This is a genomic window from Apilactobacillus apisilvae (assembly GCF_023380225.1).
GTDB lineage: Bacteria > Bacillota > Bacilli > Lactobacillales > Lactobacillaceae > Apilactobacillus > Apilactobacillus apisilvae.
In genome coordinates this window covers 91,013-112,914 of the sequence record NZ_CP093362.1, presented here as the reverse complement: position 1 = coordinate 112,914, position 21,902 = coordinate 91,013, and the positions used below count along the sequence as shown (strand labels likewise).

Here is a 21,902-nt window from a genome sequence, read left to right as displayed (position 1 = left end):
CACTCCTTTTCATAAATATTAAAATAAAAACTTATTATAGATTATTTTAGTATTTATTTTGTAAAATTAAAATAAATATTGTTTATAAAACAAAAAAAGCGCCGCAATATAGCGACGTTTTGATTGGGTATACTGGGCTCGAACCAGTAGATTGCGGATTCAGAGTCCGCTGCCTTACCAATTTGGCGAATACCCAATAATTACTACATTTATTATGTTAAACTTTTGTAATAAAGCTGTCAATCATCATTCTCTTGTTTGACAATTTAATTTGTTTAAAGTAACATAATTATTGTTATATTTATTGCCCGCTGGTCAAACTGGTTTAAGACGCTGCCCTCTCAAGGCGGAGTTATGGGTTCGAGCCCCATGCGGGTGATTATAAAAAAGCAAGCCATTTTTATGGCTTGCTTTTTGTTTTAGTAACTAAATGCTAAATAACCACTTTTTTTCCATCGACGTGTTAATTGGCTGATTGTAATAGTTTTATTTAGCCCATCATAAGCATCTTTGTAAAAAAACACTCGCCGATTAAAGCCAATTATAATCACACAATGTTTATTATCATCCAGCCACATAAGGACTGGACGATTTCTTAATAATTGTGATCTAACTCTACGGTATGATTTATTAGTTAATAATTTAAAGGAACCCTTATTATTTATAAATAATTTAAAAAAGTCATTTGGTTTATATGAATACTTATCTTTTGTAAATTTAATTACTTCATTAAGCGATAAATCATAACCAGAATATGATAAAAGTGCCTGAGCTGCAATAACCGCATTTTCATAACGATGATCAACGTTAAAATGTAATTTTAATAATCGATAATTTTTTCGAACAAATTTATGAGCAACCCAACCTTCTTCGACACTACTACAAAAGTGGTACCATAATTGTTTTTTATAAAAGCCAATTTTATCAATTTCTAGTTTAGTATAATTATTTTCTTTAGAGAATGAGCAGCGGTTACTTTTCGTATCCTGCATTTCATTAACATACCATTTTTCAATCTTTAAATGTTTCAATCTAACATAGAAAGGATTTATTCTTTCACTTGCTATTGTATTTGATTTCATTAGTTCACCCTCGATATATCCCAATTATAACAATAATTAATCCAATCGCTTAATATTTCCTTCTAAAAATTATAAATGTTTTACACAAAGTTATAATATGATAAAATAGATTATGTAATTTTTGGGGTCGTTATGGATTCGACGGGTATAGTTCGAATTCGAGTGGCGTTACGTAGCGGCGTCTACGCAAAACCGTCCAGTTTTAAATTATAACTGCAAAAAATAATACTTTACAAGCTGCTTAATGGTTGCTTAATAGGCGCCTGCAGCAATCCAATTTAGCTTCACCTATGGGTTAACATTGGGTTTTATATGAAATAGGTTACGCTAGTCAGCTCCCACCTGAAGTTGCTAGAAGAGATTAATCAGGTTAGCTAATCATGATAGCCTTGGTGTATGGCGTTTTGATTAGTGAAATTTAAGTAATACTCCTATGAGCGTAGATATTCGAATGGCGATATGCTCGGACGCGGGTTCAAATCCCGCCGACTCCATTGATATAAAAAAGCTCGTTGTTATAGGTTTTAATTTTACCTTAACAGCGGGCTTTTTATTTACTTTAGATATAAATTAATTGATTCATTTTATATAATTACAAATAATTCTTACTAGAATAAATTATTTGTAATACAATGTTAATTGATTTTAATAGGAGGTTGTTAAAACATGGATAATAAGCAATTAGTAAATAAATTTTATGAAGAAGTTTTTAAAAATGGTGATTTATCAAATATAGACACTTTTATGAAAAATGACTATATTCAACATAGTCCTGAAGTTAAAAATGGAAAAGCTGGATTTATAGAATTCATAAAATTATTTTTGAAATTGGAACCAAAAATTAATATTTTAAATATAAGCAGTGATAATGATTATGTTTATGTTTTTTTTAAGTGCGATTTAAATAATGGTCATACTAACAAAGTATGTGATATTTATAGAATATCTGATAATAAATTAGCTGAGCACTGGGATATAATTGAAAAAAATATAGAAGACGTTAAAACTGCAAGTGGAAATCCACTATTTTAAACTGAATAAAATTAAAAGCCAAAAAATTATTTTGGCTTTTTTAGTAAAATATTAAATTCATCTAATTACTTAAGTTAGACTTCATTATAGCTTAAAACACTAATACTCCCTTCTTTATCAAAGTGTAATTTAGTAAGACTACCGTTCTTAGGACGAACGCTAACATCATATTTACCATGTGCAAATCGATCAACCAAGCTAAGTACTGCTGGTCCATGACTAACTAGCAAAACTTTACCATTATCTGTAATATCTTTATTATTCATAATGTTTCTAAAGCCTTCATCCCAGCGTTTCCAATATTGATCATTATTTTCAGCTTGATGAAATGGATCAACTTCATGAAAAGTGTCTTTAATTTTTCCTAATCCCGCTTCTTGTACCATTTTTTTATATGATGAAAACCCATTACTAGCAGCAATTGTATGACAAGTTTCGTCAATATTAGATCCTTCATAATAACCAAAAAATGCTCCACGAAGTAACTGCGATGATATTATATTTTCATTTGCTGAATAATTATTTTTATCATGAATAACTTTAGCTGTTTTTTCAGCACGTGCCATATCACTGGTATAAAATGCATCAAATTTAATGTCGGATAATTTATTGCCAATTTTTTCAGCATCCTCTAACCCTCGATTAGTTAAAGGTGTATTACTCCAGCCTTGCATTTTTCTATAAATATTGTAATAAGTTTGTCCATGACGAACTACATATAAATCAAATTCTTTCATATTTATCAAACCTCCACTTATTATTTTAAGTTAATTATACTTTAATATTAATTAAACGGAACCATAGTTAATGAAAAATCATTTTATTAGTAATATAATAAATTCATAGAAAGAAGTTTTGTATATGAAAAAAATATTTATTTACATAATAGCTATTTTTAGCACTTTAACATTATCAGCTTGTTCTTCTTCCAGTGCTTCTAATCACAAGAATGACACTTCAGCAAAAGTAGTACAAAATAAAAATGATAATTTTAAGATTTCTACTAAATACGGAACAATAGCTGTAGACCGCGTATTAGTAGGCACTCAATATAATTCAAAATTACAAAAAGATGGAAAAGCCTTATCAATTGACTATAGAATTACTAATCAATCGGACGAAGCTATGACTGCAAAAGATATTGCGGATAATTCAAGTATCCATGTTTATGGTGTGAACAATCTATTCAAAAAAGAATTATTAACTAAGAATAATGTTAAAAATTTAGTTAATAATTCAAGTAGTTATGAATATAACAAATTATCAGATGAAGTTGATAAATGGAATGATGTACAAATTCAGCCTAAACAGTCTATTAATATGATTTATCCTGAAATTTATTCAAACATTAATAAATATGATCAAAACAAATCTTATATTTTATTAGAAGATAAAAATAATAAAACTAAAAGTGATAAAATTCTACTACGTGATTTTGAAGAAAACGCCAAACAGTTTAATAATGTGAATGAGTTTTTAAAAGACAATGTATAAAAAAAGATTCTTGCACAAGATTGTGTAAGAATCTTTTTATTTTTATTATTTATTTTTGCTGAATCTAATAAATTTATCAATTTCAGCCACAATCAACACAATAATTCCGGAACAAACAATAATTAACCAATCAAACCAACTAATATTGGCTGTATAGAAATAAGATTGCATGAATGGAACGTAAGTTAATATTAACTGCAAAATAATCATCAAGCCAATAATTAGAAAGGCTTTTTGATTACTAAAGAAATCTTTAGATAACGCTAAATTATTAGTTCTAATATTGAACAAGTAGAATATCTTACTAAATACAACTACGTTAACAACCATTGTACTTGCAACTGCTTGATCATATCCTTGCCCCATCAACCATTCAAAGACAATAATACCAATTATAGCAATCATACAAGATACATATGTCATCTGAAATACATCATGTTTATTTAACAAACTAGCTGTATTTTTCCGTGGTTTTCGATTCATTATACCATTTTCAGCTGGTTCAAAGATAAAGGCAAATTGAATTGTAATTGCCGACACCATGTTAATCCAAAGCAGCTGCGTAGGTTCCAATGGCATTTCTCGATTCATCAGAATTGTAAAAGCGATAATTAATCCTTCAGCAAAAGATGTTGGTAATAAGAAAAGAATACTCTTTTTGATATTATCATAAATTCGACGGCCTTCTTTGATAGCTACCGCCATCGTACTAAAGTTATCATCTGTCAAAATCATGTCAGCAGAATCTTTAGCAACATCAGTTCCTTCAATCCCCATAGCTACACCAATATCAGCTTTCTTCAATGCAGGAGCATCGTTAACACCATCCCCTGTCATTGCAGTAACCTTACCAGCATCTTCTAAAGCTTGAACGATATCCATTTTATTTTTAGGTGTAGTTCTAGCAAATACTTGATTGTTTATAACAGCATCCCTAAATTCTGCTTTTGACATTTCATCCAGCTGTGCCCCAGTAACAGCACTAATTTTATTAGCTAGTCCTAATTGCTCACCAATTGCTTTAGCAGTAATTGGATTATCACCAGTAATCATTTTCAATTGAACACCAGCAGAATTCATTTCTTTAAGTGCTTGAATAACTTCTTCTCTAGGTGGATCAATGATGGCTGCTAATCCTAAGAACTTAACATTATCTTTAAGGATTTCATGAGTAATTTCATTAACGTCATCAGAAACATCTTTATATCCAACTGCAATGACACGTTTTCCCTGTTTAGATAATTCATTAATTTGATTATTTAAATATTTTTCATCAAAATTTTTATCATTTTTGTCAGCCATGCCAAATAATTTATCAGGAGAACCCTTAATAAAAATCTTCTTTTTACCATTTTCATCGCGAACTAGCTTGGCAATGTAACGGTAATCTGAATCAAAAGGCAATGTATCAACTTCTTGATAATTAGCATGCTCTGGATAATTCACAACTTTATGATAAAGGGTTAAGAAAGCACCATCTGTTGGTTCACCATTAATTTCCCATGTTCCATCATCATTTGATAAAACAGTATCGTTAGCTTCATATCCTGATTCCAAGAATAACTTCATCTTTGAATTTATTTCAGCAGGTTTATTATTGAATTTAATTTGACCTTTGGGTTCATAACCATCACCAGTTACATCATATTCACGATTATCGATAATGATGTTTTTAACTGTCATTTCATTTTTGGTAAGTGTACCAGTTTTATCTGTAGCAATTACATCAACTGAACCTAAAGTTTCAATTGCAGGCAAGGATTTAATAATCGTATGCTTACGTTTTGCCATGTCGCTAACACCCATTGCCAAAACAACTGATGTTGTAGCAGGTAATCCTTCAGGAATGGCACCTACTAACATTGATACAACGGCTAAAGATAGTACTGATAGTGAATACGTTCCCATAAATAAACCTAAAATGAATAGTAAAATTGAAACTGCAATAATTACATAAGTAATTTGAGTTCCTAATTTATCTAACTCAATCATTAATGGTGATTTTCTGGCTTTAGTATTATTTACTTCTGATGAGATTTTACCAATTTCAGTATTTTCACCGGTATCAACAACAATTCCTTTTCCACTACCAGAAGTAACTGAAGTTGATGCATAAGCCATATTCTTACGTTCAGCCAATGGTGTTTTATCTTTTTCAATAACCCCTTCAATTTTTTCAATTGAATCTGGTTCACCAGTAAGTGCAGCTTCTTGAATTCTTAAATTATCCGCATCAAAAATTCTTAAATCAGCTGGAACATTATCACCTGCTTCAAGAAAAACAACATCCCCAACAACTAAGTCTTCAGCTGGAATATCATCCCTACTACCATTTCGATAAACAGTCGCTTGAGTTGATAACATTTGCTTGATTTTTTCCAAAGCTTCAGAAGCATTTGCTTCTTGATAGTAACCAATAAATGCATTAATGATTACTACCAATGCAATAACTAATGCATCAGAGTAATGTCCCATTAATAAAGTTATTAATGCCGCTACAATTAAAATGTAAATAATCATGTTATTAAATTGACGCACAAAAAGCTTCCATTTAGGTTCTTTCTTAACCTCAATTTTATTAAGACCGTACTTTTGTAAACTAAGTCTTACTTGTTCATCACTTAAACCTTTATTTATATCTTTAATATCAAATTTTTTAGTAATTTGATCAACTGTTAATTGATAACTCGATTTATCTTTCATATATATCTACCTTTACATATAAAATAATTTTATTTTTTAAAATAAATACAAAAACTATTTTAATTGATAGTAAGGAACGCAAGATAAAAAGCGATTTAAAAAGTTTTTCATATTTATAATCTCCTAAAAATTACTGATTAAACTTAACCGCAGTGCCATAAGCTACAACTGACTGCATATCACTACCAATCGAGCCAGAATCAAATCTCATCATAACGATTGCATCGGCACCTTTATTTTCGGCTTCCTTTTTCATTCTTCCAATTGATTCTTCTCTGGAATTATGGAGCATTTGCGTATAACCTTTAATTTCTCCACCAACAAGATTTTTTAAGCTTGCAGAAATATTACTACCAATATTTCTAGATTGAGTAGTAACACCAAACACTTCACCCAATACTTCGTAATTTTTTCCAATATTTTCAGTAGTTGAAATTAACATAGTATCTACAACCTCTCCTATTTATATACTTTAATTATAATAAAATAATAAATAATTTCCTAATAAATTAACTCAAGTTGAATTAAATATTATTTAGAATTTTAATTTAAAATAATATTGTATATACTAGTAAATTAGTGTTAATATTTAATTGTTATAAAGTTTATATATTAAATACTATAAATATGGATTAGTACTAAATAATATTTTTTCAGCGAATTAAGAATAGTGAGAGCTTAATAACCCTATTATCTAGGAATAACACCTATTTGTTTTTATTTCGAACCCTTAAAGTAGAGATAAACGGTCTTCATACGTTACATGAAAGAGTGGCCTTTTTAAAGGCATTTTAGGTGGTACCGCGGAAAGAGCTTTCGTCCTTATATGGACGAAAGCTCTTTTTTATTTATTGTATTTAAACAATCAGAAAGGTGTGTATTTTATATGCAACAACTAAGTGTTATCGATTTATACGATAAAGATATTGAAGATAAATCTACTGTTGCTCTTGAAGGATCAGTAAAAACTATTCGTGGTTCTAAAAACATTAGCTTTATTGAATTAAATGATGGTTCATGTTTTAGAAGTGCACAAGTTATCTTAAAAAAAGATAACCCTAATTTTGAAGAAATTAGCAAATTACCAATTGCATCTACAATTACTGTAGAAGGAGAATTTGTTAAAACTCCTGATGCACAACAACCATTTGAAATTCATGGTCAAAAAGTAGAGTTAGTTGGTCATTCAAACGCTGATTATCCATTACAAAAGAAAAAACAAACTTTTGAATATTTAAGAACAATTGCTCATTTACGTCCAAGAACTAATACATTCTACTCAGTATTTCGTATTCGTTCATTAGCAGCTTTTGCTGTTCACGAATATCTACAACACAATGACTTTGTATACGTTAATACCCCTATCATTACAAGTAGTGATGCTGAAGGTGCTGGAGCTATGTTCCGCGCAACTACTTTGGATATGAATAACTTACCAAAAGACGAAGATGGCAAAGTAGACAACTCTAAAGATTTCTTCAAAACAGTTACTAACCTAACAGTTAGTGGTCAACTACAAGAAGAAGCTTTCACAATGGCATTCAAAAATGTTTACACATTTGGACCTACATTTAGAGCTGAAAATTCACATACTCCTCGTCATGCTTCTGAATTTTGGATGATTGAACCAGATATGGCTTATACCAGATTACCAGGTATGATGGATTGTGCTGAAGGTTTACTAAAATATGTTATTAACTATCTTTTAGAACATGCTAAAGATGAACTTGATTTCTTGGACCAAAACGTTGAACCAGGTCTACTTGATAAACTAAGAGGTACCGCTGGTGAAGAATTTGCTCGTGTAACTTATACTGATGCAATCAAGATGTTACAAGAATCAGGTGAACAATTTGAAATTCCGGTTAAATGGGGCATGGATCTAAAATCTGAACATGAACGTTACTTATGTGAAGAAATTTATAAACGTCCAACCTTCTTAACAGATTATCCTCGTGATATTAAAGCATTCTACATGCGTGATAACGATGATGGTAAAACTGTTGCTGCTTCTGATTGTTTAGTACCAGGAATTGGTGAAATCGTTGGTGGTAGTGAACGTGAAGAACGTGAAGATATTTTGGACAAAAAGATTCACGAATTTGGATTAAAACCAGAAGAATATGCTTGGTACGCTGAATTAAGAAAATACGGTGAAATCAAACATTCTGGTTTCGGAATTGGATTTGAAAGACTAGTTATGTACTTAACTGGAATGGAAAACATTAGAGACGTTATTCCTTATCCACGTGAACCAGGAAATGCACCATTCTAATAAAAAATGATAAAAAAGACATTACTGTAATTAAGTAATGTCTTTTTTAGTTATATTACCATTGCTATAAATATTGAAAATACCCAATTCAGAATAGTCAAACAAAACTTGAATCTCAAATAACTGCTGTTTTAAATCAAAAGATAATGGTACTAATATTAATTTATCTTTTGAATTTAAATTATTTAAAAGACGCTGTTCGGCGTCCAAAAAAGATTTTACTAAACTATCTTTACTAGTAAGTATGGTTGATGGAAAAAAGTATCCGAACTCATTACGGTATTTAACTTTTAATATATTATGGCGATGCTCTAAGATAAAAATTTTATTTTTCAAAGAATGCCCTCCTAATAATTATAAATATAATAAAGATTGGGTAATTATTAAAAATGATCATTTTATTTTTTTCGTGAATTATAATTAAAATTTCATTCAAAAAATAATAACTAATGTTTATATCATAAGAAATTTTGTAATAAAAGACTTATTACTTAAAAAAGGTAGTGATAAGATATAATTCCATTCTTCTTTAGGAGCGATATAAAATCGAAATTATACAAAAAAATATCCCGTTATTAAAGAGATTTAAACGTTGGTTTAAAATATTTGGACCTGGATTAATTGTAATGCTAGCAGATACTGATGCTGGATGTCTATTAACAGCTGCTCAATCAGGTGCCCAATATGGATATGCAATGATTTTACCACAAGTTATTTTAATGCCAATCTTATATATGGCACAAGAAATGACTGTCAGATTAGGTATTGTTACCAAAAAGGGGCATGGAGAACTAATCCGTGAATATTTTGGTAAAAAATGGGCTTATCTATCAGCAATAACACTTTTAATCTCGGTAATTGGAGCATTAATTACTGAATTTATTGGCATTGCTGGTGTTGGAGAACTGTTTGGCATCCCAAAAACAATCACAATTCCTATGGCAATTATTTTACTAGCAGGAATTGGATTAAAGGGCAGCTATAAAAGAGTTGAACATATTGGATTAGCCGTTGGCCTGTTTGAATTAGTTTTTATTATTGGATTATTTTTTATTCATCCCAACTTTAATGAAATGATAAACGGTATGAAAAACGTACCTCTATCAGATCCTAATTATATATACTTAATTGCAGCAAATGTGGGAGCTGTAATAATGCCCTGGATGATTTTTTATCAGCAAAGTGCAGTTATCGATAAGAACTTGAAACCTGAAATGATTAAAGTAGAAAAGTATGATACTGCAATTGGAACAGTTATCACACAGGGAATTATGATTGGATACATAATTTTATTTGCCACAATCGTAGCTGCTAAAAATAAATATATTAATTTTAACCTAGTCATTGATTTAGCAAACGCACTTGGTAGCTTCTCAGGAATTGGAATTGCTAAAGTAATTATTGGACTAAGTATTTTGGGTGGATCTTTAGTAGCTGCCCTAGTAGTAGCATTAGCTGGAACTTGGGGAATGACCGAAGTCTTAAATTGGAAACATAGCTTAAACAACAAATTAAGAAAAAACAATTTGGGATTTTACAGTATTTATATTCTGGTATTTATTATTAGTGGAATAATGGTTTTATATATGGACAATATGGTTGATATAACTATTTCCATTGAAATTTTAAATGCACTAATGACTCCAATTGTTTTGGGATTTTTATTATTATTAGAAAACAAAGCATTACCATCTCAATATAAAAGTAAAGGATTCTACAAATGGATAGTTATAACATGTTGCTCATTTGTTATGATTTTTGGTATTTATATGATTGGACCTTCTCTGAAAATTTGGTAAATTAATAATTGACTTTATTTTAATCATAAGATATTATAATAGAAACTTAAAAGTAGTAGCTTATAAGAACAATCAACAGAGACCATTTATTTTAGTGAAAAAATGGATAAATTAAGTGAAGGCAGTTAAGTTAATTAATATAAATACAATTCAGAGGTATTAGACATAAATCTAATATAAAATAAGGTGGAACAGTGTTAAAGACGCCCTTTGTAAAAACAAAGGTGCGTCTTTTTTTATTTAAGGAGGAAATTACAATGACAAGTTATCACAATGACACTAAAATATGGGAAGCAATTAATGAGGAAAAACAACGTCAAGAAAACGTAATTGAATTAATTGCATCTGAAAACATTGTTTCGCAAGAAATCATGGATGCACAGGGATCGATTTTAACCAATAAATATGCAGTTGGTTATCCTAATAAGCGTGTATATACTGGAAATGAAGCAATTAATAAAATTGATAATTTGGCAATGAAGCGAGCAAAAGAATTATTTAAGGCTGAATATGCAAATGTATATCCACATTCAGGCACTCAAGCTAATCAAGCTGCTTATGCTGCTTTATTGAAACCTGGTGATAAAATTTTATCAATGAGCGAAAAAGCCGGTGGACATTTCACCCATGGTCAACCCACTAATTTTTCTGGTCAATTGTATGATTGTTATTTCTATGGAGTAGATCCAAAAACTGAGTTTTTAGATTTTAATAAAATAAATGAAATTGCTAAAAAAGTGAAACCTAAATTAATTGTTGCTGGTGCTTCAGCATATAGTCACATCATTGATTGGACTAAATTTAAAAAGATTGCTGATTCAGTTGGTGCCTATTTAATGATTGATATGGCACATATTGCTGGATTAGTAGCTGCAGGATTACATCCTAACCCAATGGAAGTGGCAGACATAGTTACTTCTACAACACACAAAACTTTAAGAGGTCCGCGTGGTGGACTAATTCTGGCTAAAAAGAAATTTGCTAATAAATTGGATAATGCTGTTTTTCCACTATCTCAAAGTGGAACTTTAGAACATGTCGTTGCTGCAAAAGCAATTGCATTTAAAGAAGCAATGCAACCAGAGTTTAAAGAATACATTAAAAAAGTTATTTTAAATGCACAAGCAATGGCTAAAGTCTTTAATAAATCTAAAACAATCCGTGTAGTTTCTAAAACTACTGAAAATCACGAAATGACTTTAGATATTACTAAAACTGGTCTAACTGGTAATGAAGGTGCTGAACTACTATACTCAGTTGGAATTGCTACTAATAAAGAATTATTGCCTAATGAAAAGGGTTCTGTTATGGAAGGAATCAGAATTGGTACTCCTACTATTACTAGTAGGAATTTTAATGAATATGATTCCGCTGAAGTTGCTGAAACTATACAACAAGTTTTAGAAGAACAAGACATTAATACAATTAATAAAGCTCGTCAAAAAGTACAAAAATTAACCAAAAAATATAAATTTTAAAATATAAAGAAGCAAACATTTTAAAAATGATTGCTTCTTTTATTATTTATTAAGCATCTCAGAGATAGCAACTGCCATTCTATGAATACCCTCATGAATTTGATTTTCTTGCATATTAGAGAAGTTAACTCTAAACGTTCCTGGAATTACTTTATCTGGATAAAATGGTTCACCAGGTACAAAAGCTACATTGTGTTCAACACAATTTTTAAATAGTTCCATCGTATTGATATTACCTGGAACTTCAACCCAGATAAACATTCCACCTTCTGGATTACTATGTTTAACCCCTTCTGGAAATTGTTCATCAATTTCTTTTAACATCATTGATGAACGACGATAATAAACATCACGAATTTTTTGAATATGAGCATCTAAGTCATTTTCTTCCATAAATCGAGCAACGATATATTGTGATAAATTGTCAGAATGCAAATCAGCTGATTGTTTCATTAAAACAAAAGCGTCCACAAATTTTTTATCAGCAACAATCCATCCCAAACGCATACCAGGTGCCAAAATTTTTGAAAATGTACTCATAAAAATTACATGACCATCTTTATCAAAATGTTTAATTGGATCAACTGGTTCACCAGAATAACGGATTTCACCGTATGGATCATCTTCCATCACCATAACATTATATTTGCTAGCTAATTCAGCACACTTTTGTCTACGATCTGCTGGCATTGTACGTCCAGTTGGATTTTGAAAGTTGGGAATTGTATAAATTAATTTAGTATCTGGATTTTGTTTTAATGCTTGTTCTAAAGAATCCATCTTCATTCCATCATCATCCATATCCACACCAACAATTTTAGCTCCATAACTTCTAAATACATCCAATGCACATAAGTATGTAGGTTTTTCGACTAAAACTACATCGCCAGGATTAATCATCATCTTAGCGATTAAATCAATTGATTGCTCAGAACCAGTTGTGATACATACATTATCAACATTACAATCAATATGTTTATGATTTTGCATTCGATCAGTAACTAACTGTCTTAACTTTGGATTACCAATTGAGGCTGTATATTGAAGTGCATTTTGACCATCTTTTTCAAAAACTTCGTCTGCTGCCTTTTTCATTTCTTCAACTGGAAATAATTCAGGCGCTGGTAATCCACCGGCAAATGAAATAATTTTAGGATCCCCAGCTACTTTTAAAATTTCACCTACCACATCATTATCAAGGCTTGGTACACGATCTGAAAATTTAAAGTCCATATATTTCACTCCATTACTTATAAATTATTTTTAATACTAATACAATTATTAGAAATTAGCAACTTTTTTATAATTATATTTTAATAAATAAAAAAGGACCAGTCAAAACTAGTCCTTATTAATTTTAGGTAATAAAAATGATAGTAATAAGCCTAAGATTGCAACAACAAACATTAATATAAATCCAAAGTGATATCCGTTAGAAAAGGCAATTACTTTATTACCAGAAGATGTTATAACACTATTAAATCCTAAAGTAACAAAAGTCATTGACAAAACCGTCCCTAAAGAACCACCTACTTGTCGAATTGTAGATGAAGCAGCATTCCCATCAGTCGTGTATTTACTATCTAAGGAATTAATTCCGTCTGTAAATGAATTCATCATGACTAATGCCACACCTATCATTCTGATTGAGTAACTACAAATGATTTCGATCAAATTAGAGTTAGCTCCAAACCATAACATTGGAATTGTTCCAACTAAAATAAAAGAGAATCCAATAATGGATATTTTTCTAACACCAATTTTATCGTAAATTGCACCTGATAATGGATTAAAAATTCCCATTAAAATAGCACCTGGCATCATTACTAGTCCCGTTTCAAGTGCTGATACTGTTCTAGTATTTTGCAGGTATAATGGCATAATTAATTCTATTCCAACCATTGCTATATTACTTAAAGTACTTATTAAAGTAGTTAAATTAAAAACATGATTCTTAAAAATATTAATATTAATTAGTGGCTTTTCTAGATGACTTTGACGGTAAATAAATACTAAAATACTTACAATACCAATTATTCCTGTTATAACGACCGATAAATTAAATGTTCCGGTATTACCAATCTCAGAAAATGCATATAAAAGACCACCAAATCCTAAAATGGACATTAGCAATGATAATATATCTAATTTAGATTTTTTAACAGTATTAATATTTTTAGTAAAGAAAATTCCTAAAATTATAACAATTACAGAAATAGTAGCTAATAAAGCAAATAAGTCTCGCCAACCAAAATATTCAAGAATTATTCCTGATAATGTTGGCCCAACCGTTGGTCCTAAAGCAATAACTAAACCTGTAATTCCCAATGCTAGTCCACGCTTTTCTGGTGGAAAAAGCATAAGAATAATGTTTTGAATAAATGGCATTAGCAATCCAGCAGCAATTGCTTGAATTAATCTCCCTACTAATAAGACTGAAAAATTTGGAGCAAACCATCCGATAAGTGAACCAATTAAGAAAGTAAATATCATAAAAAGATAACTATTCTTCGTCTTAAAATTATTAAAGACCCAAGAAGACATTGGAATCATAAGTCCAACAACTAATAAATACCCGGTACTTAACCATTGAACAGTTGACTGATTTATATCAAATGAATGCATAATCCCAGTAAGTGCATTATTAAATAATGTTTCAGCTAATAATGCCATAAATGATCCGAATAAAATTACTGACATCATTTTATTACGGACGCTAGTTGTTATATTTTCCAATTCAATCACCCCTATGAAAAATTATTAATTATTTCGGAAAATAAAAAATTTAATTGTTTTAAATCTTTTTTGTCCATTCCATTAGTTATTTTTTTATTTATATTATTAATTATCAAATTTATATTATCTTTATTATCCAAAATAAGGCTTTTGGATTTTTTTGAAAGTATGACTTCAACTTTTCGTTTATCAGTTTTTAAAGGACGAATTAATAATAAATTTTTTGCAACCATTCGCTTAATAATGTTTCTCATAGTTGGATGGCTTGTATGCATAGCAGCAGCTAAAGCATCCTGTGAAACAATTTGATCTTTTCGATCAAATAAATAAGTTAAAATTGCAAACTGAGAGCTTGTTAGTTCAGGGAACAACTTTTTAATTTCTTGTTGAAAGTGATTGCCAACTAAATTATTAATAATATTGATCTTAATTCCTAAGTTATCATCTGAAAACAAAATATTACCTCCTTCATTTCAACAAAGTGTAGCTTACTATACTTTTGCTATTTAAGCAACAAAAAAAGACTTAATTAAAATTAAGTCTTTTTTAATGAATTATATAAATTATGAAAGTCTACCAATCATAATTGCAGCAAACACAATCATAATTAAACCAGCAACAGTAAATGCCAATTCTTTCTTATTTTTATGTTCTTTTAGGATTAGTAAACCACCTAATGTTGAAACCACAACATTCATTTGAGTTAATGGGAATGAAGTAGCAACACCATTTAAGCTTAATGAAGTTAAGTATGCCAATGTACCTAATCCACCTAATAAACCAATAATACTATTTTTGATAGTAAATTTAGATTTCATTAAATTAAGTGAATCTTTTCCATTAATAACAAAAGAAATAACAATAGCACCTAAACACATACCAATTGTTTGTGGTAACAAGCCAACAATTCCAGATGCATTAGGAATTCTAGGAAAAACTGAACAAGCAGTGTAACCTAAAGATCCAATAAGTAATAATGGAATACCAGCTTTGTAGTCCATCTTAACTCTAGAAACAGATTTATCAACATAACTAGTAAAGAAAACACCAATAATTAACAAAGCAATACTTAAAAATCCAATTAACTTCGCAGTACCTGATGCCCATTCTCCCCAGAAAATAACTCCACATAGAGGAATTTCAATCAATTGTAATCCAGTAGAAATTGGCATTGCTGATGAAACATTCATTTTTTGAAATGAACTGAATTGAGTGAATTGAGCAAATGACCAAGCCATACCACCTAAAAATGGCCATAAAAATTCTTGAAAGGAAATTGCAGGTCTAGTAAAAGCATAGATTATTAATCCTATGATTACTTGACCATAACCAGTACCCATTACTTGTTCAATAGGACGACCACCTATTTTGGTACCAATTAAAGGACCAACTCCCCAAAGGAATGCAGGAAGTATGGCAATTATAATTTTCCAATCCATATTAGTAACACTTCTTTCTCATTTATTTATAATTTTATTATGCACTTTTTTATGATTAAAGTTAAATAAAAAATATGTATAATCTTTTATAATTATCATTATACATTTATATTTCATATCAGTAAAGCGCTTTCATTGATTTCATTTAAGTTATTTTTAAGTAATTAAATATACATTGTATATATTAAAAATATGGAAGTGATAAAAATGACAAAAAGAAATTTTAAAAAATATATTTTAATATTAACAATTTCACTAATAATTTTTGTATCATTTATTAACACTAAAAATCAAAGACAAGTAATAAAAAAAGTAAATCCGGATAATCAAACTGAATTTATTTGGAAATGATTTTATAAGTCATGATGTCTTCTTAAATATCTAATCATCCAATAAATAATTGCTAAAGTTATCACAACAGTAAATATCCATGACCATTTACTATTGGCAAATGGCAAGACTACATTCATACCATAGAATCCACTAATAATTGGTGGAATAGCTAAAATCAAAGACCAAATTGTTAATATTTTCGTCGTTTCATTCAAGTTATTATTAATAATATTACTGTAAGTGTCTTCAATTTGACTAACAATCTCATAATTAACGTCAAACATGTATTTACATTCACTATATTCAACAGTTACATCATCAATATGTTGATCCTGATGATTATTAAAGGTAATTGGAACAACAAAATTGTCACTAGATTTTTGTAGCTGATTAATTGCCATGATATTAGCAGCAGTAGAAGATTTTAAATATACCAAATCATTCTTCAAAATAGCAATTTCATTCAACTGCTTATTATGAACACTTTTTCTTAATTTTTGAAGATTTTCTACATCTTCATTTACTTGATCTAATTTATTCATGTATGGTTTGTTAATTCTTTCAAGAATACTAAAAATAACATCAAATTTAGTACAATTACTTTGTTGTTTAACTCGATATCTGGAATCACTTTTAGTAATAATAACTCCATCGGTAAAAGCAGAAATGACCGGTGAGGTTTCAACATTTTCGTCTTGACCACTAGTAAGTGCTCTAGTAATTAAAACTGAATATTTTTTGACAGAGTCATATTCAAATCGTGAATGTTCATGGGTGTCTAACATATACCCCTTTAATATGTTAGGTAATTTATAATCCTCAATAGTTGAAACCACCTCTTTAGTGTTAGCATCTACTAATTCTACCCAAGTTGAATCTAATAAATTATGTATCTTTTTCAAAATGGACCCTCCGTTTTTATTTTAATATAGAAAAATGAGTATTAATATAATTATATAACTTTTGATCTTTTATAAAAAATAATTTGAATTTAATATGTACAGTAAATATTTAAACAGTTAATGAAAAAAATAAAAATGACTTGCTGATGTCGAATCAACAAGTCATTAATATATTATCCACGACCATTGTTAAATGCTGGATATAGTTTCATACCACCATCAACAAAAATTGTATCACCAGTTACATATGATGATTCGTCTGAAGCTAGCCAAGCAGCAGCAGAAGCCACTTCTCCTGGTTTACCAATACGTTTCATTGGAACTAAGTCAGCAGTTTCTTGGTAAGTTTCAGGATCAGCAAATTTTTTAGCATTAATTGGTGTATTAATAGCACCTGGTGCAATTGCATTTACACGAATATTCTTATCAGCATATTCCTTAGCAACTGTTTCGGTAAGTAATTTACTACCACCCTTTGATGCTGAATAATCAGCAAAATGTGGCCATGAAATTTGTTGATGAACAGATGACATGTTGATAATGTTTCCTTGCTTATCATTATCTAAGAAGTAATTCAAAGCAGCTTTTGTTCCCAAGAAAGTACCAGTTAAATTAACATTAATAACTTTATTCCAGTCATCCAATGAAAGCTTGTGAGTAGGGGCTTCCTTTTCCATACCAGCATTATTAATCCATAAATCTAAAGTACCAAAATGTTCGACAGCAGTATCAACTAACTTTTGAATATCTTCTTCTTTGGCAACATTAGCTTGGACAGCAACAGCGTCACCGCCTTGTTTTTTAATTTCATCGACAGCTTTTTGAGCACCAGCTTCGTCAGAATTATAATTAAATACTAGTTTCATATTTTCTTCAGCTAAACGAATTGCTACAGCATTACCAATACCCTTTGATGCACCGGTAACTACAGCAACTTTACCTTTAAGATCTGTATACATAAAATCATCCCTTCATATATCTAGTAATTAAATTATTACACACATTACAAAAAAATGTTAATGATTTGCTTTTAAACAATCAACATAAAAACGGCTATAGAAATTAATAGCAATACAACATTTACTAATGTAAAAATCTTCAAAAATTTCCAACTACTCTTTTGTGCATAAGTTTGAACTTGTTTAAATGCTAATAAGTTGGCTAAAGAAGCAACTAAGGTCCCCATTCCACCAACACTTACTCCTAAGTAGAGTGGATAAAAATCATTAGTAAATTTAGCAATCAACACTGAACCAGGAACGTTACTAATGATTTGACTAATTAAAGCACTAGATAAAAATATTTGCTTAGAATTACCCAATATATTGTTTAAAAAATTAATAACCAACGGATTACGACCGAGTGTCCCAACAATTAAAAAGAACCCAACAAATGACAACAATAAAGAATAATCAACTTCTACAAATGTATCTTTATTTATGTAGGTTCCGTAAATAGAGGTTAAAATCATTGGAATCCATAAATTAATAATTTCAAAAATACCTAAGAAAATTAAGATAATTAATAAAATAAGTGGTAAACATTTTTTGTAATTTATATTAACTTTTTTTAAATTAACTGAATTTAACTCTTCTTTATTAACAAATAATAATAATATTCCTAAAATTAATAATCCCAAAAGCAGAATTAAACAAGAAGCACCAAAAAATTTACCAATTGATAAATGATAATAGGCAAGTAAAAATACATTTTGTGGATTACCAAATGGAGTTACTGAGCTACCTAAGTTAGCAGCAATTGTAATTAAGGTCACTGGATAAGGAACTGATAAATCCTGCTTTTGGGAAATTTCTATATATAAAGGCACTAGCGTTATAATTGCAATATCATTTGTAACCAACATTGATCCAAAAAAAGATACCAAAACCATTAATAGATTGATTTGCCTTGTGTTCTTAGATTTGTTAATTATGTAATTACTAATGTAACTGAGAATATTCAAATTTTTTATAATTGAAACTAACATCATTAAAGTAAAAAGAGAAATAATAGTTGTGGTATTAATGTCATTTATACTGGGCAAACCTATAAATAAAGATAAGATTAAAATTATTATTACTATCTTTAAAATATGGTCACCAAAAATATTTTGTTTTATTTTATTCATAGTAATCTCGCCCCAATTAGATATTGATTTTTTTCTGTCTTTATATATAATTTAACATTTATGACAATATTTTGTACTTTTTCTTTAAAGTATCCTATTTTAGTGGTATGTTGTACTTTATTAGGTAAAAATTACATAAAATTTTATATTTATTTGGAGGATTTAGTTATGAAAGCTAAATTTAATAAACTATCTTTGGCCGGAATGTTAGTTGCCTTGGGTATTGTTTATGGTGATATTGGTACTTCGCCATTATATGTAATGAATGCCATTATTGGTGATGCCGGCAAGATGTCTGACATCACTCCAGATTATATTGTGGGATCAATTTCACTAATCATTTGGACATTGATGATTATTACTACTGTGAAATATGTATTGATCACAATGAAAGCTGATAATAATGGTGAAGGTGGTATTTTTGCTCTATATGCTCTAGTAAGGCGTAAAGCAAAATGGTTAGTTTGGCCTGCTTTAATTGGTGGTGCTGCTCTTTTAGCAGATGGAACCCTGACTCCAGCAGTTACAGTTACCTCCGCTGTTGAAGGATTAAAAGGACAATCTTTTGGTGCTATTTCATTTAGTAATTCCCAACAAGATGTTGTAATTATTACTTCTTGCGTTCTGTTATTATTATTTATTATTCAAAGATTTGGAACCGGAATTATTGGAAATTCTTTTGGACCAGTAATGTTGGTTTGGTTCTCATTTTTAGCAATCATGGGAATTATTAACTTACTTCATTATCCTTTAATATTAAAAGCTTTTAATCCAATATATGCTATTGAAATTCTATTTAGTCCAACTAATAAATCAGGAATTTTTATTTTAGGTAGTATTTTCTTAGCAACAACTGGTGCTGAAGCATTATATTCTGATATGGGACATGTCGGTAAGAAAAACATTTATGGAACTTGGCCTTTTGTTTATGCATCATTAGTACTAAATTATTTAGGCCAAGGTGCATGGATTATAAAAAATGCACATAATCCTGCATATTCTGGATTAAAAAATTTAAATCCGTTTTATGATATGTTACCTGGTGGTCTTCGTGGATTTGCAATTGCAATAGCAGCTTTAGCAGCTATTATTGCATCACAAGCATTGATAACTGGTTCATTTACATTAGTTGATGAGGCCATTGGACTGAAATTCTTACCAAGAATGATTGTAAAACATCCTAGTAATGTAAGAAGTCAAATCTATATTGCAACTATAAACTGGTTCTTATGTATTGTCACATTTATTGTCTTGTGGCTATTTAGAAGTTCTGAACATATGGAAGCAGCTTATGGATTAGCAATAACTCTTACAATGTTAATGACAACATTATTACTGTTTGAATATCTATCATCTAAAACAAAAAGGTATATTGCATTTTGTATAGCATTATTCTTTGCCGTAATTGAATTTACATTTTTCTTGGCCAGTGTTGTTAAATTTTTGCATGGTGGGTATGTAACTTTAATTATCATGTTATCAATACTGATGATTATGATTTTATGGTACTTCGGTAATAAGCGTCGTGATCATTATGAAAAAGAAAGTGAATATGTATCATTATTAGATTATCGTCAACAATTGTCTGAATTAAGTAATGATGATTCAATTCCTTTATACACCTCAAATCTTGTATACATGACTAAGATTAAAAACGATTACCAAATAAAACGTAGTACTATGTATTCAATATTAGATAAGGAGCCTAAACGTGCAAAGGTTTATTGGTTCGTAACAGTTAATGAAACTAATAACCCTTATGAAAGTAATTATACTGTTGATTTACTGGATACTAAGAATGTGGTTGATATTCAACTATATCTAGGATTCAGAAAACAACAAAGTGTAAGTATTTATTTACATCAAATTGTTAATTACTTAATTCAACAAGGTGTTATTGATCCACAAAAGCAACGTTATTCTTCAACTAATAAGCCAGGTATTGTTGGTGATTTCAAATTCGTTATTATTAATGAAAGACCTTCTGATTTAGCATTAAATTCAGAAATTAATGCTTTTGATCGTCAATTAATATCTGGAAGAATCTTTTTACAAAATATAACTGCTTCACCTATTTCATGGTATGGATTAGAATTCAGTAATGTTATTGAGGAATCTTCGCCATTATTTATAACGATGCAACATGATCAATATTTAGTACAAAGAAAAATATACCATTCTATTCATTCAAGAAAGAATAGATAATAAAAACGACTTGCCAATAAAGGTAAGTCGTTTTTATTTAAACAAAATAACTACTAATACAAGCCAATAATAATATTACATAAAAGGCAGCTAATAATTTGCGATACCATAATCCATTATGATTATTAAGCCAATAATAAATGTAAATAGGACCCATTAGTAAACAAATAATCCCTAATAACATGATACCAATATATAAAACTGGTGAAGAACTTGTAAGACCACTAATTATAAAGGTAAATGGAAAAACCATTAATCCAATATTTAGTAATATTTCTTTTAATAGTTGATTCATT

Annotated in this window: 20 protein-coding genes, 2 tRNA genes, 1 other RNA gene and 1 other annotated feature; of the genes, 9 read left to right on the top strand and 14 right to left on the bottom strand. The window is 29.5% G+C overall.

Annotation, left to right across the window (positions count from 1 at the left end; genetic code table 11):
* Positions 1–123 precede the first annotated feature (123 nt).
* A tRNA-Gln gene (locus MOO46_RS00565) sits at positions 124–196 on the bottom strand.
* Positions 197–305: 109 nt separating this feature from the next.
* Here MOO46_RS00565 and MOO46_RS00560 point away from each other — a divergent pair.
* Positions 306–379: transfer RNA gene (locus tag MOO46_RS00560), tRNA-Glu, on the top strand.
* A gap of 40 nt (positions 380–419) precedes the next feature.
* Here the strand turns inward: MOO46_RS00560 and MOO46_RS00555 are convergent.
* A complete protein-coding gene (locus tag MOO46_RS00555; protein ID WP_249511109.1) occupies positions 420–1,082 on the bottom strand; it encodes a C39 family peptidase in 663 nt (220 codons plus the stop codon).
* Between the two features lie 123 nt (positions 1,083–1,205).
* Here MOO46_RS00555 and ssrA point away from each other — a divergent pair.
* Together ssrA and MOO46_RS00545 are read left to right on the top strand one after the other, a co-directional pair.
* Positions 1,206–1,579: a transfer-messenger RNA gene (gene ssrA, locus MOO46_RS00550) on the top strand.
* Between the two features lie 169 nt (positions 1,580–1,748).
* Positions 1,749–2,114, top strand: a complete 366-nt coding sequence (locus tag MOO46_RS00545; protein ID WP_249511108.1) for a nuclear transport factor 2 family protein — start codon at positions 1,749–1,751, stop codon at positions 2,112–2,114.
* Positions 2,115–2,188: 74 nt separating this feature from the next.
* Here MOO46_RS00545 and MOO46_RS00540 read toward each other — a convergent pair whose 3' ends face one another.
* Positions 2,189–2,851 carry a histidine phosphatase family protein gene (locus MOO46_RS00540; protein ID WP_249511107.1) on the bottom strand — a complete coding sequence of 221 codons (663 nt, stop codon included), beginning with the start codon at positions 2,849–2,851 and terminating at the stop codon, positions 2,189–2,191.
* 124 nt (positions 2,852–2,975) lie between these two features.
* Here MOO46_RS00540 and MOO46_RS00535 point away from each other — a divergent pair, with 124 nt between their 5' ends.
* A complete protein-coding gene (locus tag MOO46_RS00535) occupies positions 2,976–3,608 on the top strand; it encodes a hypothetical protein (protein ID WP_249511106.1) in 633 nt (210 codons plus the stop codon).
* Positions 3,609–3,653: 45 nt separating this feature from the next.
* Here the strand turns inward: MOO46_RS00535 and MOO46_RS00530 are convergent, their stop codons facing one another.
* Positions 3,654–6,311 carry an HAD-IC family P-type ATPase gene (locus MOO46_RS00530; protein WP_249511105.1) on the bottom strand — a complete coding sequence of 886 codons (2,658 nt, stop codon included), beginning with the start codon at positions 6,309–6,311 and terminating at the stop codon, positions 3,654–3,656.
* Between the two features lie 130 nt (positions 6,312–6,441).
* Positions 6,442–6,753: a heavy metal-binding domain-containing protein gene (locus tag MOO46_RS00525; protein WP_249511104.1), complete on the bottom strand. Its 312-nt coding sequence runs from the start codon at positions 6,751–6,753 to the stop codon at positions 6,442–6,444.
* Between the two features lie 170 nt (positions 6,754–6,923).
* Positions 6,924–7,138, top strand: a binding site (T-box leader).
* A 59-nt stretch (positions 7,139–7,197) separates the two neighbouring features.
* Here MOO46_RS00525 and asnS point away from each other — a divergent pair.
* The gene (gene asnS, locus MOO46_RS00520; protein WP_249511103.1) at positions 7,198–8,586 is read left to right on the top strand and encodes an asparagine--tRNA ligase; all 1,389 of its coding nucleotides are present in this window, start codon (positions 7,198–7,200) and stop codon (positions 8,584–8,586) included.
* Positions 8,587–8,616: 30 nt separating this feature from the next.
* On the opposite strand, the gene MOO46_RS00515 is transcribed toward asnS, so the two are convergent.
* Positions 8,617–8,922 (bottom strand): hypothetical protein, encoded by a 306-nt coding sequence (locus tag MOO46_RS00515; protein ID WP_249511102.1) that lies wholly within the window; start codon positions 8,920–8,922, stop codon positions 8,617–8,619.
* Positions 8,923–9,212: 290 nt separating this feature from the next.
* Between MOO46_RS00515 and MOO46_RS00510 the strand changes: the two genes are divergently transcribed.
* Positions 9,213–10,385, top strand: coding sequence for an NRAMP family divalent metal transporter (locus tag MOO46_RS00510; protein ID WP_249511101.1), 1,173 nt, complete (start codon positions 9,213–9,215; stop codon positions 10,383–10,385).
* Between the two features lie 257 nt (positions 10,386–10,642).
* On the top strand, positions 10,643–11,863 hold the full coding sequence (locus tag MOO46_RS00505; protein WP_249511100.1) for a serine hydroxymethyltransferase: 1,221 nt from the start codon (positions 10,643–10,645) through the stop codon (positions 11,861–11,863).
* A gap of 42 nt (positions 11,864–11,905) precedes the next feature.
* On the opposite strand, the gene MOO46_RS00500 is transcribed toward MOO46_RS00505, so the two are convergent.
* From MOO46_RS00500 to MOO46_RS00485, 4 genes are all read right to left on the bottom strand, one after another.
* A complete protein-coding gene (locus MOO46_RS00500) occupies positions 11,906–13,096 on the bottom strand; it encodes an aminotransferase-like domain-containing protein (RefSeq protein WP_249511099.1) in 1,191 nt (396 codons plus the stop codon).
* 108 nt (positions 13,097–13,204) lie between these two features.
* Positions 13,205–14,608, bottom strand: coding sequence for an MDR family MFS transporter (locus MOO46_RS00495; RefSeq protein ID WP_249511098.1), 1,404 nt, complete (start codon positions 14,606–14,608; stop codon positions 13,205–13,207).
* A 2-nt stretch (positions 14,609–14,610) separates the two neighbouring features.
* Complete coding sequence (locus MOO46_RS00490) at positions 14,611–15,054, bottom strand: MarR family winged helix-turn-helix transcriptional regulator (RefSeq protein WP_249511097.1); 444 nt, start codon at positions 15,052–15,054, stop codon at positions 14,611–14,613.
* A gap of 108 nt (positions 15,055–15,162) precedes the next feature.
* Positions 15,163–16,038, bottom strand: coding sequence for a GRP family sugar transporter (locus MOO46_RS00485; protein ID WP_249511096.1), 876 nt, complete (start codon positions 16,036–16,038; stop codon positions 15,163–15,165).
* A 207-nt stretch (positions 16,039–16,245) separates the two neighbouring features.
* Here MOO46_RS00485 and MOO46_RS00480 point away from each other — a divergent pair, with 207 nt between their 5' ends.
* Positions 16,246–16,389: a hypothetical protein gene (locus MOO46_RS00480; protein WP_249511095.1), complete on the top strand. Its 144-nt coding sequence runs from the start codon at positions 16,246–16,248 to the stop codon at positions 16,387–16,389.
* Positions 16,390–16,391: 2 nt separating this feature from the next.
* Here MOO46_RS00480 and MOO46_RS00475 read toward each other — a convergent pair whose 3' ends face one another.
* The 3 genes from MOO46_RS00475 to MOO46_RS00465 form a co-directional block, all read right to left on the bottom strand.
* Complete coding sequence (locus MOO46_RS00475) at positions 16,392–17,273, bottom strand: magnesium transporter CorA family protein (RefSeq protein ID WP_249511094.1); 882 nt, start codon at positions 17,271–17,273, stop codon at positions 16,392–16,394.
* A gap of 173 nt (positions 17,274–17,446) precedes the next feature.
* Positions 17,447–18,232, bottom strand: a complete 786-nt coding sequence (locus MOO46_RS00470) for a glucose-1-dehydrogenase (RefSeq protein ID WP_249511093.1) — start codon at positions 18,230–18,232, stop codon at positions 17,447–17,449.
* A 71-nt stretch (positions 18,233–18,303) separates the two neighbouring features.
* Positions 18,304–19,401 (bottom strand): SLC13 family permease, encoded by a 1,098-nt coding sequence (locus MOO46_RS00465; protein ID WP_249511092.1) that lies wholly within the window; start codon positions 19,399–19,401, stop codon positions 18,304–18,306.
* 168 nt (positions 19,402–19,569) lie between these two features.
* Between MOO46_RS00465 and MOO46_RS00460 the strand changes: the two genes are divergently transcribed.
* On the top strand, positions 19,570–21,606 hold the full coding sequence (locus MOO46_RS00460) for a KUP/HAK/KT family potassium transporter (protein ID WP_249511091.1): 2,037 nt from the start codon (positions 19,570–19,572) through the stop codon (positions 21,604–21,606).
* A gap of 37 nt (positions 21,607–21,643) precedes the next feature.
* Here the strand turns inward: MOO46_RS00460 and MOO46_RS00455 are convergent, their stop codons facing one another.
* Positions 21,644–21,901, bottom strand: coding sequence for a hypothetical protein (locus MOO46_RS00455; protein WP_249511090.1), 258 nt, complete (start codon positions 21,899–21,901; stop codon positions 21,644–21,646).
* Position 21,902: the final 1 nt, after the last annotated feature.

Excerpts from the sequence above, each read along its gene's own strand:
- MOO46_RS00505 (WP_249511100.1), top strand. The coding sequence starts at position 10,643 with ATGACAAGTTATCACAATGACACTAAAATATGGGAAGCAATTAATGAG.
- asnS (WP_249511103.1), top strand. The coding sequence starts at position 7,198 with ATGCAACAACTAAGTGTTATCGATTTATACGATAAAGATATTGAAGAT.
- MOO46_RS00500 (WP_249511099.1), bottom strand. The coding sequence starts at position 13,096 with ATGGACTTTAAATTTTCAGATCGTGTACCAAGCCTTGATAATGATGTG.
- MOO46_RS00545 (WP_249511108.1), top strand. The coding sequence starts at position 1,749 with ATGGATAATAAGCAATTAGTAAATAAATTTTATGAAGAAGTTTTTAAA.
- MOO46_RS00525 (WP_249511104.1), bottom strand. The coding sequence starts at position 6,753 with ATGTTAATTTCAACTACTGAAAATATTGGAAAAAATTACGAAGTATTG.
- MOO46_RS00535 (WP_249511106.1), top strand. The coding sequence starts at position 2,976 with ATGAAAAAAATATTTATTTACATAATAGCTATTTTTAGCACTTTAACA.
- MOO46_RS00460 (WP_249511091.1), top strand. The coding sequence starts at position 19,570 with ATGAAAGCTAAATTTAATAAACTATCTTTGGCCGGAATGTTAGTTGCC.
- MOO46_RS00470 (WP_249511093.1), bottom strand. The coding sequence starts at position 18,232 with ATGTATACAGATCTTAAAGGTAAAGTTGCTGTAGTTACCGGTGCATCA.
- MOO46_RS00485 (WP_249511096.1), bottom strand. The coding sequence starts at position 16,038 with ATGGATTGGAAAATTATAATTGCCATACTTCCTGCATTCCTTTGGGGA.
- MOO46_RS00465 (WP_249511092.1), bottom strand. The coding sequence starts at position 19,401 with ATGAATAAAATAAAACAAAATATTTTTGGTGACCATATTTTAAAGATA.
- MOO46_RS00555 (WP_249511109.1), bottom strand. The coding sequence starts at position 1,082 with ATGAAATCAAATACAATAGCAAGTGAAAGAATAAATCCTTTCTATGTT.
- MOO46_RS00455 (WP_249511090.1), bottom strand. The coding sequence starts at position 21,901 with ATGAATCAACTATTAAAAGAAATATTACTAAATATTGGATTAATGGTT.
- MOO46_RS00530 (WP_249511105.1), bottom strand. The coding sequence starts at position 6,311 with ATGAAAGATAAATCGAGTTATCAATTAACAGTTGATCAAATTACTAAA.
- MOO46_RS00510 (WP_249511101.1), top strand. The coding sequence starts at position 9,213 with ATGCTAGCAGATACTGATGCTGGATGTCTATTAACAGCTGCTCAATCA.
- MOO46_RS00480 (WP_249511095.1), top strand. The coding sequence starts at position 16,246 with ATGACAAAAAGAAATTTTAAAAAATATATTTTAATATTAACAATTTCA.
- MOO46_RS00540 (WP_249511107.1), bottom strand. The coding sequence starts at position 2,851 with ATGAAAGAATTTGATTTATATGTAGTTCGTCATGGACAAACTTATTAC.